General features: G+C 56.3%; 15 protein-coding genes. 3 read left to right on the top strand and 12 right to left on the bottom strand.

What is annotated here, in order from left to right:
* Positions 1–43: 43 nt before the first annotated feature.
* Complete coding sequence (locus AC13DE_RS15895; protein ID WP_446313743.1) at positions 44–1,429, bottom strand: 1-acyl-sn-glycerol-3-phosphate acyltransferase; 1,386 nt, start codon at positions 1,427–1,429, stop codon at positions 44–46.
* Between the two features lie 271 nt (positions 1,430–1,700).
* On the opposite strand from AC13DE_RS15895, the gene AC13DE_RS15890 reads away from it, so the two are divergent.
* The 3 genes from AC13DE_RS15890 to deoD all read left to right on the top strand — a co-directional run bounded on the left by AC13DE_RS15890 (position 1,701) and on the right by deoD (position 4,859).
* Positions 1,701–3,668 (top strand): methylmalonyl-CoA mutase family protein, encoded by a 1,968-nt coding sequence (locus AC13DE_RS15890; protein ID WP_483048382.1) that lies wholly within the window; start codon positions 1,701–1,703, stop codon positions 3,666–3,668.
* 84 nt (positions 3,669–3,752) lie between these two features.
* A complete protein-coding gene (locus AC13DE_RS15885) occupies positions 3,753–4,067 on the top strand; it encodes an H-NS histone family protein (RefSeq protein WP_446296243.1) in 315 nt (104 codons plus the stop codon).
* Between the two features lie 81 nt (positions 4,068–4,148).
* Positions 4,149–4,859, top strand: coding sequence for a purine-nucleoside phosphorylase (deoD, locus tag AC13DE_RS15880; protein WP_446296242.1), 711 nt, complete (start codon positions 4,149–4,151; stop codon positions 4,857–4,859).
* A gap of 75 nt (positions 4,860–4,934) precedes the next feature.
* Here the strand turns inward: deoD and AC13DE_RS15875 are convergent, their stop codons facing one another.
* The 11 genes from AC13DE_RS15875 to AC13DE_RS15825 all read right to left on the bottom strand — a co-directional run bounded on the left by AC13DE_RS15875 (position 4,935) and on the right by AC13DE_RS15825 (position 15,596).
* A complete protein-coding gene (locus AC13DE_RS15875; protein ID WP_483048381.1) occupies positions 4,935–5,783 on the bottom strand; it encodes an urea carboxylase-associated family protein in 849 nt (282 codons plus the stop codon).
* A complete protein-coding gene (locus tag AC13DE_RS15870) occupies positions 5,780–7,432 on the bottom strand; it encodes an FAD-binding dehydrogenase (protein ID WP_483048380.1) in 1,653 nt (550 codons plus the stop codon). Before AC13DE_RS15870 ends, AC13DE_RS15875 begins: the two co-directional genes overlap by 4 nt.
* Positions 7,433–7,763: 331 nt before the next feature.
* A complete protein-coding gene (locus tag AC13DE_RS15865) occupies positions 7,764–8,543 on the bottom strand; it encodes a succinate dehydrogenase iron-sulfur subunit (RefSeq protein ID WP_483048379.1) in 780 nt (259 codons plus the stop codon).
* 52 nt (positions 8,544–8,595) lie between these two features.
* On the bottom strand, positions 8,596–9,408 hold the full coding sequence (locus AC13DE_RS15860; RefSeq protein WP_483048378.1) for an FkbM family methyltransferase: 813 nt from the start codon (positions 9,406–9,408) through the stop codon (positions 8,596–8,598).
* Positions 9,408–9,743: a hypothetical protein gene (locus tag AC13DE_RS15855; RefSeq protein ID WP_446296237.1), complete on the bottom strand. Its 336-nt coding sequence runs from the start codon at positions 9,741–9,743 to the stop codon at positions 9,408–9,410. Before AC13DE_RS15855 ends, AC13DE_RS15860 begins: the two co-directional genes overlap by 1 nt.
* A 135-nt stretch (positions 9,744–9,878) precedes the next feature.
* On the bottom strand, positions 9,879–11,684 hold the full coding sequence (gene sdhA, locus AC13DE_RS15850) for a succinate dehydrogenase flavoprotein subunit (RefSeq protein ID WP_446296236.1): 1,806 nt from the start codon (positions 11,682–11,684) through the stop codon (positions 9,879–9,881).
* A gap of 31 nt (positions 11,685–11,715) precedes the next feature.
* Positions 11,716–12,087 (bottom strand): succinate dehydrogenase, hydrophobic membrane anchor protein, encoded by a 372-nt coding sequence (gene sdhD / locus AC13DE_RS15845; RefSeq protein WP_446296235.1) that lies wholly within the window; start codon positions 12,085–12,087, stop codon positions 11,716–11,718.
* A gap of 10 nt (positions 12,088–12,097) precedes the next feature.
* On the bottom strand, positions 12,098–12,481 hold the full coding sequence (sdhC, locus tag AC13DE_RS15840; protein WP_446296234.1) for a succinate dehydrogenase, cytochrome b556 subunit: 384 nt from the start codon (positions 12,479–12,481) through the stop codon (positions 12,098–12,100).
* A gap of 191 nt (positions 12,482–12,672) precedes the next feature.
* Positions 12,673–13,437 carry a glycosyltransferase family A protein gene (locus AC13DE_RS15835; protein ID WP_483048377.1) on the bottom strand — a complete coding sequence of 255 codons (765 nt, stop codon included), beginning with the start codon at positions 13,435–13,437 and terminating at the stop codon, positions 12,673–12,675.
* The gene (gene mdh, locus AC13DE_RS15830) at positions 13,437–14,399 is read right to left on the bottom strand and encodes a malate dehydrogenase (protein ID WP_446296232.1); all 963 of its coding nucleotides are present in this window, start codon (positions 14,397–14,399) and stop codon (positions 13,437–13,439) included. Before mdh ends, AC13DE_RS15835 begins: the two co-directional genes overlap by 1 nt.
* Before the next feature lie 180 nt (positions 14,400–14,579).
* On the bottom strand, positions 14,580–15,596 hold the full coding sequence (locus tag AC13DE_RS15825) for a PRC-barrel domain-containing protein (protein ID WP_483048376.1): 1,017 nt from the start codon (positions 15,594–15,596) through the stop codon (positions 14,580–14,582).
* Positions 15,597–15,789: the final 193 nt, after the last annotated feature.

Genomic DNA, 15,789 nt, shown 5'->3' with positions numbered 1-15,789 from the left:
GAAGCGCAACAATGCAATAGTAATTACCCCTTAATTTGTAATTTTATAACTTTGCAGTTGCAGAAACTTCGACGTCTCGGGGCGCATTGTCGAAAAAATGGGCGATAGAGTTGGCGTAATACGCCAACGCAGGTCGTTCACGGGAGATAGCGATAACCCCACCCCCGCGCTGTTCGATCATTCCGCGCTGCAACAAGTGCTCTTTGGCCTTTTCGACTGCGTTTCCGAACTGTTGTTCGGGGATCGCAACGGACCGAGCCGTCGTTGCCGCCATTTCGGCTGCACAGGCCACAAGGGCAGCGTCGTCCAGCGGTGCGTCGTTTACCAGCATGATGCGTGCCAACAGCGGGACGAACAAAATTGGCATCTCTTCGGCAATCCGGCTCATCAAATCCTGGGCCAGTGCGTTCACATCAGGGTCACTGCCGTAGTCGCTCAATTTCACAGGGGTACCGAACACCACCGCCGCTTCGCCAAATCGCAGGAATCGTCCACGCAGGCGCAACCACATTTTACGCAAGATGAAGATCAGGATCACTGAAATGCGCGCCTTGAACCGTCTGGTCCCTGCGTGATGGGCAGCAATCAAGACACGGTCTTCCAATACTCTGTCGTAATTAATGGCAACCGGGACAAAAACAACATCGCGTTGCTCTACGTTTGCGTCGACCACATAGCCAAGCAACCCTAATTTCGGGGGCATCAGCTTGCCATCAAGGCTCAGCCCGCCTTCGGGGAAAATTGCCTGAGTGACGCCCCCTTCGGTGGCCATCTGCACATATCGTGCCAGAACCTTGCGATACAGCGTGCCGCGCGACTTGCGCCGAATGAAATAGGCACCCATGGATTTTATCAATCGGCTCAAGGGCCAAACCCTTGCCCATTCGCCCACAGCGTAGCTGAGCGCCGAAGCCTCGCCCGCAAGATATGTGACCAGCATATAGTCCATGTTGCTTCGATGATTCATCACAAAGATCACGGTGGCGTCGCTTGGGATGCTCTTTATCAATGCGGCGTTGTTTGCACCTGTACGCACCTCGTACAGCGCATTGGCCAGGAACCGTGCCAGACGGATTCCGAAACTGAAATAGGCGAAAGCGCTGAAGCTCGGCACGATCTCTCGGGCATATCGGCGCGCCTGCTCAAACGCGACGTTTTCGGGGATAGCTTCCTGGCGTGCGTGATCAACGATTGCCTGGTTTATCTCTGGGTCGTAGATCAGCCTCTGGATCATGTCGTGGCGGCGGGCCAGCTTGAACGGTTCAATCGGGCGGGTCAGGCGTGTATTAAGCTGTGCAACCGCTCTTTCCAAACGCCTGCGAAAAAACCAGCGTACCGACGGCAGCAAGAAATGGCTAAGCGCCGTGACGGCTGCGAACAGCACAATCACCACAAATAGCCATAGAGGAAGCTCGATAGTCTGCGTCATACAACCACCCTTACAGGCGTGTAGGCCGCGGGCAATAACCTTGGATGCTTTTGGTTTCATAGTGCGTTTTGCAGACACACCCGATCAACCCGGGCGAGCCGTTAATGCGTTGGGGCGCGATCTGGCCTGACACGTGAACGATGATGTGGACGGCATCCGTACAACAATGCCCTACATGCCGCGATGCAGCGAATTGACAGCGCCCGATTATTTCAAGTACCAATACCACAACGCAATAATGTTTCGCACCCGATTAACGAGAGGCCGCACCATGTCACATCAGAAAAAAGACCGCCCCTGGCTGATCCGCACTTACGCAGGACACTCCACCGCCCAAGCGTCTAACGCGTTGTACCACGCAAACCTTGCAAAGGGACAGACCGGGCTTTCGGTGGCGTTCGACCTGCCGACACAAACTGGCTATGACAGCGACCATATTTTATCGCGCGGCGAAGTCGGCAAAGTCGGGGTACCTGTCGGCCATCTGGGCGACATGCGCGCATTGTTCAAGGATATCCCGCTTGAGCAGATGAACACCTCCATGACGATCAACGCCACCGCGCCGTGGCTGCTGGCGCTGTACATTGCTGTGGCCGAAGAACAGGGCGCGGATGTGTCCAAGCTGCAAGGCACCGTGCAGAACGATCTGATCAAGGAATACTTGTCGCGCGGCACCTATATCTGCCCGCCTGCCCCGTCTCTCAAGATGATCGCGGATGTGGCCGAGTATTGCTATACCAACGTGCCCAAATGGAACCCGATGAACGTCTGTTCCTACCACCTGCAAGAGGCCGGTGCCACGCCCGAGCAAGAGCTGGCCTTTGCCCTTGCCACCGCCACCGCCGTGCTGGACGCCCTGCGCCCCCGTGTGCCAGAAGAAGACTTTCCCATGCTGGTGGGGCGTATCTCTTTCTTTGTGAACGCGGGCATCCGCTTTGTAACCGAGATGTGCAAGATGCGCGCCTTTGGGGATCTGTGGGACGAAATCTGCCGTGACCGCTATGGCGTCGATGACCCGAAATACCGTCGCTTTCGCTATGGGGTGCAGGTCAATTCGCTTGGCCTGACCGAACAGCAGCCCGAAAACAACGTATATCGTATCCTGATCGAAATGCTGGCGGTTACCTTGTCAAAGAACGCCCGCGCTCGCGCCGTACAGCTGCCCGCATGGAACGAAGCTCTCGGCCTGCCGCGTCCATGGGACCAACAGTGGTCGATGCGGATGCAGCAGATATTGGCATTCGAGACCGACCTGCTGGAATTTGATGATCTCTTTGACGGGAACCCTGCGGTCGACGCCAAAGTCGAAGCCCTGAAAGAAGGTGCCCGGGCCGAGTTGGCGAATCTCGACGGGATGGGAGGTGCGATTTCGGCGATTGACTATATGAAATCTCGGCTGGTCGAGAGCAATGCAGAGCGCCTGGGCCGGATCGAGACAGGGGAAACCGTGGTTGTGGGCGTGAACAAGTGGCAGCAAGGGGAACCGTCACCATTGATGACCGGCGATGGCGGCATCATGGTCGTCGACCCGACGGTCGAAGCTGACCAGATCAAGCAACTAAGCGCTTGGCGTGAGAGCCGTGACCAGTCAGCCGTGGATCGGGCACTGGCAGATCTGCGCGCCGCTGCGTCGGAAGGGCGCAACATAATGGAGCCATCGATTGCCGCTGCGAAGGCCGGTGTGACGACCGGCGAGTGGGCCGCGCAAATGCGTCAGGTGCACGGTGAATATCGCGGGCCGACCGGGGTCGCCGCGGGCAGGTCAAACAAGACCGAGGGACTGGATGACCTGCGCGACGCAGTGGATGCGGTAAGTTCGCGGTTAGGCAGAAGACTAAGCTTTCTGGTCGGCAAACCGGGACTGGACGGCCATTCGAATGGAGCCGAGCAGATAGCGGTACGTGCGCGTGACTGCGGCATGGATATTGCCTATGAAGGGATACGACTCACGCCATCTGAAATTGTGGCGGCAGCGGCGAATGGTGACCATCATGTCGTCGGGCTTTCCATTCTTTCCGGCTCGCACATTCCGCTTGTTGAAGATTTGATGATACAAATGCGTGAAGCCGGGCTTGGGCATATACCCGTAATTGTGGGCGGCATCATACCCGAGGAAGATGCAAAGAGGCTGCGTTCGTTCGGGGTTGCGCGCGTCTATACCCCGAAGGATTTCGAATTGAATACCATCATGCAAGATATTGTTTCCTTGGCCGATCCCGAAACAATTGCGGCCGAATAATGGCTTCTGGTACAACTGGTCTCTTTTTTTGTTCATCCATTTGGCGTATTACAGCGAAAGTCGTATGAAATAGGAATGGCCAAAATGAGTGTTGATTTAAGTAAAATGTCTCACAAAGAGCTTGAAGCGCTACAGGAAGACGTGAAATCGGCAATTAAATCCGCGTATGAACGCGATCGCGCTGAAGCCCGCAAAGCCGCTGAAAAGGCGGCAGCGGAATACGGGTTTTCTCTCGACGAAGTTTCTGGTGGCGCTCGGAAAACCAAATCATCCAAGACTGTGGCCAAATACGCCAATCCATCGGATCGCACCCAGACCTGGACCGGAAAAGGCCGCCAACCCAATTGGTTCCGCGAACTGGTAAATAACGGAACGCCCGCTGAAACCCTGGAAGTTTAAGATACCTCCCTTCAATGAAGGAATTAAGGGGGGGCCGCCCCTGGCTCTCCTTTTTAGCTTCATTCCACGGAAGAGCGAAATATGACTATCCATATCGGGGCTAATCCCGGCGACATTGCACAAACGGTTCTGATGCCAGGCGATCCGTATCGAGCGAAATGGGCCGCCCTCAATTTCCTTAATGATGCTACTTTGGTTAATGAAGTTCGCGGAATGCTGGGATATACCGGAACGTGGAATGGCAACCGGGTAACAATTCAGGGCTCAGGTATGGGGATGCCGTCCCTGTCTATTTATGCAAATGAATTGATTACCCAGTACAACGCACAAACGCTGATCCGCATTGGGTCGTGCGGGGGAATGCAGCCGCAGGTCGGCATTCGCGACATTATCATTGCAATGACAGCGTCAACGATAACCTCCCCCTCCTCTGGGATCCTGCGCGAAATAAATTTTGCACCGACCGCCGATTGGTCGTTGCTGCGTGCAGCGGTGACTGCCGCAGAGGCAAAGGGCAGTACGACCCATATAGGCGGCATCTATTCATCGGATGTTTTTTATTCAGAGCGCCCGGATCTGGACGAGCAATTGACGCGACACGGCATTCTGGGCGTGGAAATGGAAGCCGCCGAGCTTTATACGCTTGCCGCCCGCCACAAACGCCGGGCGCTTGCGATATTGACAGTGAGCGATCATTTGCAAACCGGTGAAGCCCTGCCAGCGGAAGACCGGGAAAGATCTTTCGGCGACATGGTCGAAATAGCGTTACAGGCGGCGTTTCCTCAGAGTTGACGATGCCGGGTGCATCGAGGTCGGACGCTCCGCGGGGGATTTAAGACCATTTGGAACAGGGGGGGCGCTGGTTTCTCATCGGTCACATCCGTGGGAACGGTCGTAGGCACTGGGGAATGCGGGGGTCCACGTTTTCAGCGCCGCGGCCTCTGGTGCAAGGATTTCTACGAGCAGCGGATAACAGGGGGCGGCGTCCGATGAATGTTCGGTTGAACAGTCCCCCCCCGGGCAGGCGCTGAGCGCTGCGAGCAGATCGGTTTCGGCGAAAAACTCCAGGTAGTCGTCAGGGCGCACTGGGCTTGCCTTCATGAAATATTGCCCGGTATCGCGTGTGAAGCCGGTACACATGAAGACGTTCAGCACATCATGTATATGCTGTTCGGCTTCATCAAGTGTCATGTCCCGGCACGCCGCGAGGGCGCGCGTCAGGTTGGAGTGACAGCAATTATGGTATGACTGCCCGGACAGCAGCCTGCGGGTATAGGGGTCACAGCGTGTACCGATAACGTCGTGGACGGAACCGCCGAATTCGTCCTTGCCATACCATTCGAGCGTGTCGTGGGTGATCGTCGCCAGGGGGCGCAGGTAGGGGAAGTTCGACCAAAGGCGATGTCCGGTCGTGACGTGTGTCCCGTGCAAGGCACGGGTTTTGCCGGAATAGAAATGCTCTGCAAGGTTATCTCGCGCCCAGATATTGAGGTCGCCGACTTGCGGGCCATCCACCGAGGTGATGCGGAAAAAATGCCCGGCAGGCACCGTGAAGCACGCGGCATCGCGGGGCTGCACCATGATCTCATCGAGTTTGCGGAGGGTTTGGCGCGCATTCAGGTAAAGCGCCATATTCGGGGCAGGCAAGGTCTCTACGGGATAGCATATTACCGGTGGGCGGGCACGGCGGGCGGTAGAATCGACTGGTTCGTTCATGCGTTTTGTCCTGCTATGCGTCCTGAGAACAGGCAACCGCCCAGGAATGTGCCTTCCAACGCGTTATAGCCGTGATAACCACCGCCGCCAAAGCCGCAAACCTCGCCCGCTGCGAACAACCCGCGCAGCACCGTGCCATCGGGGGCGAGAACCCGACCCTGTAAATCGGTATGGAGGCCACCGAGGCTTTTGCGGGTCAGGATATTCAACCTGACAGCGATGAGGGGGCCGTTCCGAGCGTCCAGGATAGCGTGGGGTTTGGCGGTGCGGATCAGCTTGTCGCCGCGATACGCGCGGCCCCCCCGAATGGCGGTAATCTGGGCATCCTTGGCGAAAGGGTTGGCGAGCTGACCATCGCGCGCCGCGATCTGACGGCGCAGATGTTCAGGGTCAAGGCGATGATCGGGGGTAAGCCTATTCATCCCGGCAACCAATTGCGTCAGGTCGTCTGCCACGACAAAGTCTTCGCCCTTGTCCTTGAACATCTCCACGGCGGCTGTAGCGCCCTTGCCAAGTCGCGCCGCGAGGACTTCGCGCCAGCCTCCGTCGGTCAGGTCAGGATTTTGTTCGGAGCCCGAAAGCGCGAATTCTTTTTCGATAATCTTTTGGGTGAGGATGAACCAGCTATGGTCGCCTGTCTGCAATATGCGTTTAAGGGTCGCCAATGTGTCAAACCCGGGCATGCAAGGCGCTTCCATCCTGTCGCCTTTTGCATCCAGCCAGACCGAGGACGGACCGGGCAAAATGCGAATGCCGTGATTGGGCCAGATCGGGTTCCAGTTCTTGATACCTTCGCAGTAATGCCACATCCGGTCCTGGTTGATCAGTCCAGCCCCAGCCTGCGCGGCGATCGCATGCATCTTTCCATCGACGTAATCCGGTACGCCGGAAACCATGTGGCGGGGCGGCTGCCCGAGACGGTCGACCGGCCAGTGTTTGCGCACCAGCCCGTGGTCGGCACCGATACCGCCGGTGGTGAGGATCACCGCGTCGGCGTGATGGTGAAAACTGCCCGTGATCGCGCGGGTCGTGCTTTCGCCGCGCGGGGCGTCGGTATCTTGCAGGATATCGCCGGAAACTCCGGTCACCGCCCCGCTGGTCAGTTCCAGCGCGGTTACCCGATGCCTGAACTGTAGGCACAGCTTGCCGGATGCAGCATAGCCTTGCATCAACTTCGCAAAAGGTGCCACGACACCGGTACCGGTTCCCCATGTGATGTGGAAACGCGGGACAGAGTTGCCGTGCCCGCCAGCCATTGCCCCGCCCCGTTCGGCCCAGCCGACAATCGGGAACCAGCGCATCCCAAGATCGCGGAGCCACCCGCGCATGTCACCAGCGGACCATTCGATGAAACGTTCGGCAAAAGCGCGGGGGTTCGCATCTTCGGCACGGTCAAATTGCGCCGAACCCATCCAGTCCGTCAACGCCAGCTCGGCGCTATCGCGAATTCCCAAGCGGCGCTGTTCGGGGGTATCGACCATGAACAAACCACCCAGTGACCAATATGCCTGTCCACCAAGACTTTGCGGGCCTTCCTGATCAATCATCAGAACCCGACGCCCGCGCTGTATCGCTTCGTGTGCAGCAACCATCCCAGCCAGGCCGGCACCGACAATGATAACATCCGCCTGAAATTTCTGGGTCATCATGGATCCCCCTTCTGGTCGAAGGCTAGCCCAACCGCGAGAGGGTTGTCGAGAGATCGCAATCTACAGTGACGGTGGGGAAGCGTTGATTTTACAATCGACCGGCGGACCATTTGACGCCGTGAAGGCATCCGCACCGCACGCAGCGCAACGATAGAACCGCAAAGCCCCGTGATCGCGGTCTGCATCCCTGCGCCAACGGCAGTCACGTTTCGCGGTGCCCCGCCGCATCACGCGTGCGAGGATAATGACGATGATGACAAGGGCGACGAGTAGAAAGGGCATTGGAACGATCTGGCCCTCCCATGAGAGGAATGCAAGGAGGGCCAGTGACTTAAACGGCGCGTTCCACCATCATCTTTTTGATATTGGCGATCGCCTTGGCTGGGTTCAGTCCCTTTGGACACGTCTTGGTACAATTCATGATCGTGTGACAGCGGTACAGTTTGAAGGGGTCTTCAAGATCGTCCAGACGTTCGCCGGTCGATTCATCACGACTGTCGATGATCCACCGGTACGCGTGAAGCAAGGCGGCTGGCCCGAGGTAGCGATTGCCATTCCACCAGTAACTGGGGCACGACGTCGAACAACAGGCACACATGATGCATTCGTACAGACCGTCCAGCTTCGCCCGGTCATCGATTGACTGCTTCCATTCTTTCGCAGATGCGGATGTCTTGGTTTCAAGCCAAGGGTGGATCGACGCGTGCTGCGCGTAGAAGTGGGTAAGGTCAGGGATCAGATCCTTGACCACTGGCATGTGCGGCAGTGGGTATATCTTGACCGCACCCTGTACCTCTTCGATGCCATAGGTGCATGCCAGGGTGTTGATACCGTCGATATTCATCGCGCAGGACCCGCAGATGCCTTCGCGGCAAGAGCGACGGAAGGTCAGGGTGGGGTCGATTTCGTTTTTGATCTTGATCAACGCGTCCAGGATCATCGGGCCACAGGTGTCCATATCGACGAAATAGGTGTCTATGGCCGGGTTTTTGTTGTCATCCGGATTCCAGCGATACACCTGGAATTGCTTGATATTGGTGGTGCCGGTTGGCTTTGGCCATGTCTTGCCGGTAGTCATTCGCGAATTCTTGGGGAGCGTGAGTTGAACCATGTCGCTTCTCCTGTCTGCTGGGCAAATACCCAATTAGTTTCTATTCTGACGCTTATCGTTTCTTGATATAAAGCGCGTTACCTTCGGCTCGCATGGTTTGCCTAAAGCCGCTGTTCAATATTCTTGCACATAAATCTGAATCCCATTGATCGGCATGGCGTACTTCCACCAGCATCGCATCGGGCAGCCAGCCACCGACCTTGGCTTGGTCAAGCATCGGGTTCAGGACGACCTCTTCGGCACCTTCCACGTCGATCTTGAGCACGGTGAAATCATGATGCCGCGCGGCGTGGGTGAACGCGGACAACGGGCGCGTGGGGACCAGTGCCCCCCCCGAATTCATACGACCTGGGACAGGTATCAAAGAGGCCTGCCCATAGTTGTGGCCGCGGAAATTCAATATTGCCTCGCCCTCTCGATCCGACAACGCGCAGCCTTCGATGCGAACCTTGTGGGTCAAATTATTCAACGCAATATTATGGCCCAACCTGCCGATCATGGTGGGGTTCGGTTCAAATGCAATCACCCGAGACCCATCGCCTGAGGCAAGACCGAGAGGCACGGAATACACCCCGCAGTTGGCCCCAATATCCAAAACCAGCGTGTTCTTGTCTTCCACCAATTCGACCAATGCGACCAACGACTTGATCTCGGGCGGGTGCCCGTCCAGCCAAATACATGTCTCTGTGTAGTTGTCGCGCGGATCGACCACCATCCGGATGTCGGCAAATTCGATCTCGACCGGGCCAAGCATCGCCTTGATACGGGCCCGTTCTTCCTGATCGCCATGACGAAACTGTGCACGTAAGGTGGCCATGTTCATAACCGATGCATATCCCGCCTGTTCGCCGCGCGCATGTTCCATCACATGGGGATCCCTGATGCCCCAAACGATGACCGCGAGAGGCATTGCACGGTCTCGGGGCGTGACAATACGCTTCTGATGGTGGCGACCGTTGTATCGTCGACACCGATAATTGCCGACTTCGCAAAGACCCGGACCTCGGTCGCATCGGCATTGTCAATGACACAGTTCGTAAAGGGGGTGATCAGTTCCTTGGGTACCTGAGGAAAGCGAGTGGCGATTGCCTCTGTGACAACGCCCTTGGCCCCTTCGCGCGCCATGCCGTCGACCCGTTGCGTTGCTTGTTCGCAGGCCGTCAGTGCAAGAAATATGGACATTGCAATCAGTGGTTTCATGCTGCCTGCTTTCGACCTGGTCCGGCCCTGTAGAATGTGCATCCCGTCGTCTGCCCCGAAACCATAAAGCGGTATCGCCCTCGCGGGCGATCCTGCTTCATCATCCGCAGCAATAAGGGTGCTTCAATCATTGGATCAGTACACCCGCGCCTTGGGGGCGATTTTCTTCAGATCAATCCCACCTTCATCCTGTGGGGTCAGCGGATCCAGGTGAACGCCGCGATAGCTTAGCGTTGCTTCGTTCCCGTCAAACCACGCAAGGCTGTGCTTGCGCCAGTTTTCATCATCGCGTTCCGGATAGTCTTCGTGCGCATGAGCGCCTCGGCTTTCCTTGCGGGCTGCCGCAGCCGTAATGGTCGCAACGGCGTTCGGCATCAGGTTGGTTAGCTCCAGAGTCTCCATCAGATCCGAATTCCAGTACAGAGACTTGTCCGTTACCTTCAGGTCAGAAAGCTTGGCCGCCACTTCGTCCATCTTTACCTTGCCCTCGTTCAAGGTCTTGTCGGTACGGAAAACCGCCGCATCCGCTTGCATTGTCTTTTGCATTTCCAGCCGCAATTCCGCTGTCGGCGTTTGACCATTTGCGTAGCGTATCGCGTCAAACCGTTCAAAGGCCGCCGCAACCGACTTGAGGTTCGGAGCAGGAAGCGGCGTTTTGGGATCAACGACTTCCTTGGCGCGGATCGCCGCGGCGCGGCCGAACACCACCAGGTCGATCAGCGAATTTGACCCAAGCCGGTTCGCTCCATGCACCGACGCACAGCCTGCTTCGCCTACGGCCATCAATCCGGGGGCGATATTGTCCGGGTTGTCCGGTGTAGGCGACAGTACTTCACCCCAATAGTTGGTGGGGATACCGCCCATGTTATAATGCACGGTCGGCAGAACCGGGATCGGTTCCTTGGTCAGATCGACACCGGCAAAGATGCGGGCGGATTCCGAAATCCCCGGCAGGCGCAGATCAAGCGTTTCTTTGGGTAAATGGTTTAGATGCAGGTGGATGTGATCCTTGGCCGCCCCCACACCGCGCCCTTCGCGAATTTCCATTGTCATACACCGCGATACCACATCACGGCTGGCCAGGTCTTTGTAGGTGGGTGCGTACCGCTCCATAAAGCGTTCGCCTTCGGAGTTGGTCAGATACCCGCCTTCGCCACGCGCGCCTTCGGTGATCAGGCAACCGGCACCGTAAATGCCTGTGGGGTGGAATTGCACGAACTCCATGTCTTGCAGCGGCAAACCGGCGCGTGCAGCCATCCCGCCCCCGTCACCGGTGCACGTATGGGCAGAAGTCGCCGAAAAATAGGCCCGGCCATAGCCGCCGGTCGCCAATACCACCATCTTGGCGTTGAACAGGTGCATCGTGCCGTCGTCGAGCTTCCAGCACAGAACGCCCTGACACACACCGTCTTCGGACATGATCAGATCAATCGCGAAATATTCGATATAGAATTCCGCGCTGTGCTTTAGCGACTGACCGTACAGTGTGTGCAAAATGGCATGGCCGGTGCGATCCGCTGCGGCACAGGTGCGCTGCACCGGGGGGCCTTCACCGAATTCTGTAGTGTGCCCGCCGAACGGACGCTGATAGATCTTGCCCTCCTCGGTCCGGCTGAAAGGCACGCCGTAGTGCTCGAGCTCGTAAACCGCCTTGGGTGCCTCGCGAGCAAGATATTCCATCGCATCTGTATCGCCCAGCCAGTCAGACCCCTTGACCGTGTCGTACATGTGCCACTGCCAGTTATCGGGCCCCATGTTGGAAAGCGACGCGGCAATGCCGCCCTGCGCTGCGACAGTGTGGGACCGTGTCGGGAACACCTTGGTGACGCAGGCGGTTTTCAACCCCTGCTCGGCCATGCCAAGCGTCGCACGCAGGCCAGCACCACCTGCCCCCACGACTACGACATCATAGTCATGTGTTTCGTATTCATATGCGGCCATGTCTCGGTCTCCGGTATAGCGTATGCGTGGGTTAAAGTGCGATGCGGGCGATGGCGAAAACACCGATCGCCGCTGCACCGTAACTGATGCAAGTCATCAAGATGATCGCGATTTTCTGCGATATCCCATAAACGTAATCTTCGATCAGGACCTGTACGCCGTCGTTGAAATGTTTGAAGCCCACGACAAGCGTAAGTGCAGCGACGATGGCGGGGAATGGCCGGGAATAATAGGCGAGTATCTCTTCGTAGCTCCCGCCCAGTACGGCCCCGAAAGTAAAGACAAACAGCGGGATCAAAATCAGCAACGCAACCGAGCTGATCTTCATGCTCCAGAAATGTCCGGTCCCTGTCTTGGCTGAACCCATGCCGATCGCGCGTTTGTGGTCTGTCAAAAATGGCATGTCAAACCCCTCAGATGATGAATGCTGTGATGATGGTCAAAACCACCGAACCGATCAGGATAGACCAACCCAACCGCTCGGCGGTTTGCAGGTCCAACGCATGTCCGGTGTCCCATATCAAATGCCGAATGCCGGCCAGCGTGTGGTACCACAGGCCCAAGAGCGACAGGAACATGACCAGATCGCCAAACCAACTGGTGATAAATCCGTTAATGGCGTCAAACGCTTCGGCGGACGTCGCTGCGGCAAGAAACCACCACACGATCAAGAGTGCCGCGACCAGCATCGCATTGCCGGTTATTCTAGTCAGGATCGACGTCATTGATGTTAGCTGCGGGCGGTAGATCGTCAGATGCGGTGACAACGGGCGATTGCCCCGGTTCACATCAGCCATGATGGATTCCTTTTCTCGTCTTCTCGTCAAGATGCCCTATAGATAGCGGCATTTTCAGGGCTGTCACGTACAGAGGGCGGTTTTCGTGACGGTTACTTTGCATAGCGATACATTTTTCACCCAGTTTCGAGTGAATATCCCAAATTTGTGATCACGGGATTTTAAACTGTGATCACAAATGCCAAAGCGCGTCACCCGGTCCATTTGTACCAGGCAAATTGAAGCCGGTGCTTGAGAGATTTCATCAGATAGCCTTTGGCCTTCTTGCGCTTGTTTTCATCTTTCTTCTCGGTTGGATTGAAACCGATATGGCGTACATCCCCCGCCGACAGGCTCGCCAATGAAAAACCCTTGAGCTTATGAACAAAGCTGATGTCGCGTTCCGGCCCGATGTCTTCATAGGGGCCAAAGGCCTGATAGTCCGACATTCTTCGCAATCCGGGGTTGAACGAAAAGCTCCCCCAGCGGCGGTGTGATTTCGGATCGGTGCGGAAATAGCCGACGCCGTCGAGATGCTGTTCTTCGACGTCAAAAATCTTGCGTGGCCATTCCTCCCGCGCCCGCAACATCACGGCGTGGATTTTAGGGAACGCATCAAGCAAAGCCCGCGATTCGGTCAAGAACAGGCTGGAGGGGAAAACCCAGTCTTCTTCGCAGTGAAAAATGTAAGGAGTCTTTACTTCGCCATAGGCCCGATCAACCGATCGTATCTGCCCCAGGTTTTGCGTATTTTGAAGAAACACATGCGACCTGTCGGCCAGCAGACGGGCGACTACATCTTTTGTTGCGGCGCAGTCCGAATCCTCGATCACCACGAATTTGTCTATGCCGGTCAGATCGCATGCCAACATGGAAGTGAGGGTCTGTTCCAGTTCTGCGGGGCGGTTGCAGCAGGTGATGACGACGGTTGCGAAACCGCTCCGGTCGTCCTGTGCTCCTGCTGCAACCATATTCATTAGTTTAAAGAACCATCAATGCCTTTACACGCGTCGACCAGACCTTTGACAGCCTTGACGGAATTATCGAACATCGCCTGCTCTTCCTTGTTCATCGAAATCTCGACAACACGTTCGATGCCGCCGGCACCGATGACGGTTGGCACGCCAACGTAGAACCCGTTCAGCCCGTATGCGCCATCGACGTATGCAGCGCATGGCAGAACACGCTTTTGGTCCTTAAGATAGCTCTCGGCCATTTCGATAGCCGATGTCGCAGGGGCGTAAAACGCCGAGCCGGTCTTGAGAAGGCCCACGATCTCGGCACCACCGTCACGGGTACGCTGGACAATCGCATCCAGTTTTTCCTGAGTGGTCCAGCCCATCTGGACCAGATCCGGCAATGGAATGCCGGCAACCGTGGAATACCGCGTCAAGGGAACCATCGTGTCACCATGACCGCCCAGAACGAATGCGGTCACGTCTTTCATAGACACATCGAATTCGACAGCAAGGAAGTGCCGGAAGCGGGCAGAGTCCAATACGCCCGCCATGCCGCACACTTTATTATGTGGCAGGCCGGAGAATTCGCGAAGCGCCCATACCATCGCGTCCAACGGGTTGGTTATGCAGATAACAAAGGCATCCGGCGCGTTTTGCGCAATCCCTTCCCCAACCGATTTCATGACCTTGAGGTTGATCCCCAACAGGTCATCCCGGCTCATCCCTGGCTTGCGGGCGACGCCCGCAGTCACGATGCAAACATCCGCCCCGGCGATATCGGCGTAATCATTGGCACCCGACATGGTGGCGTCGAATTTGGCCGACGGGCCAGATTCAGCAATATCTAGGGCTTTGCCTTGCGGCACACCTTCGGCGATATCGAAAAGGACAACATCGCCCAATTCCTTGAGTGCTGCGAGGTGAGCAAGTGTGCCCCCGATCTGCCCTGCGCCGATAAGTGCGATTTTAGGTCTGGCCATGTGGTAATCTCCGACAAGGTTGCGTTTGCGCAGGAGATAACGAAATGCAGCGGACCGCGCAAGTTGCGGTTCGCACTTGTCATGTAGCAGGACAAAACACGCCCAACACAATGGGGCCGTCCCATAAGGAACGGCCCCGGAGTCTGTAGCTGAAATCAGCTAACAGGACGGTAAGATGGCTTAGCCTTGGTATTCTGGCTGTGCCTTCAACGCGTCTTTGTTGCTGTCGATATAGATGCGGAAGTCGTCACCGTTGGAGTTCTGCATGATTTGCAGCTCATCCCAAGTTACGGCAACAGGCTTTTCACCCAGACCAAGGAAGCCGCCAACGTTGATCACAACTTGCGATACCTGGCCGTTGTCACCCATGATCAAGCTGTCGATTTCGCCAACGGTCTCGTCGTTGGTGCCATATACATAGGCGCCTTCCAGATCGTCCGCGGTCAGCTTGGCAACGCGGTTCATATCAGCGTTTGCATAACCTTCGCGCTTTACAGCGGGGGGTGTCAGCATTGGACGATCGGTAACAGGCTGGTTCACGTTCGACTGGTTAGCCTGAGCGTCTTTCGCAGGTACCGTTCCGTCCGCCATTTTCATGTCAGACTTCTGGTCCATCGACGCCTTGGCGTTGTTGTCCATATTGGCGTTGTTGCCCATATTGGCGTTGTTGTTGTCCATGTTGGTTTTCATGGAACCAGCATTTTCGGTCTTTGTCGTATTGGTAAGATCGGTCGAACCGGCGGCATTGGCATTTACGTCCAATGTCTTGCGGTCAAACTCAGGTGCCTGTTCCAGCGCCGCCTTGGATGTGTTCACAACCAGGAAGCGACCGTTGGCATCGCCTTCTTGACGAACAACCTTGATGGCATCCATGCTGACGCTCACGTCACGTTCGCCCATGCCCAAGAAGCCGCCGATACCGAGAATGACAGCTTTGACCTGGCCGTCGGCACCAACAATAATATCGTTGATTTCGCCGATATCATCCCAGTTTTTCTGCCCATCGGCTGCGATGGTCGCGTTTGTGTCGATTTGGGCTTCAGAATTATATACACGCATGCCGATCAAATCAGATGCGAAAAAGTCGTTAGCGGTTGCCGCTACTGTGCCAAAGCCAGGGTTGGTGTGGGTCTCTGCAAAAGCTGCGCCAGAGAGGCTAATAAGAATCGCCGTTGTGCTCAAAAAACGTTTCATCATCGTTACTCCTATTCGGGGTCCGAGTGGCCATCACTCGGTTGTGATATCAACTACGCTCCCTGAAATACGTTCCCCGAAATTTAACTTTTTTCTTTTTTTGATTTTTCCCCTACGCCCGGATTATTCTAAATGGCGTTCAAGCGGCCGCGATCGGTAAATTCCGGTGCCGGCACCCCAGGGTTGCGGTGAAGGA

The sequence above is a fragment of the Sulfitobacter sp. L-8 genome, from assembly GCF_056859255.1.
The sequence above is the reverse complement of the archived record's forward strand: the minus strand, read 5'-3'. Positions and strand labels throughout refer to the sequence as shown.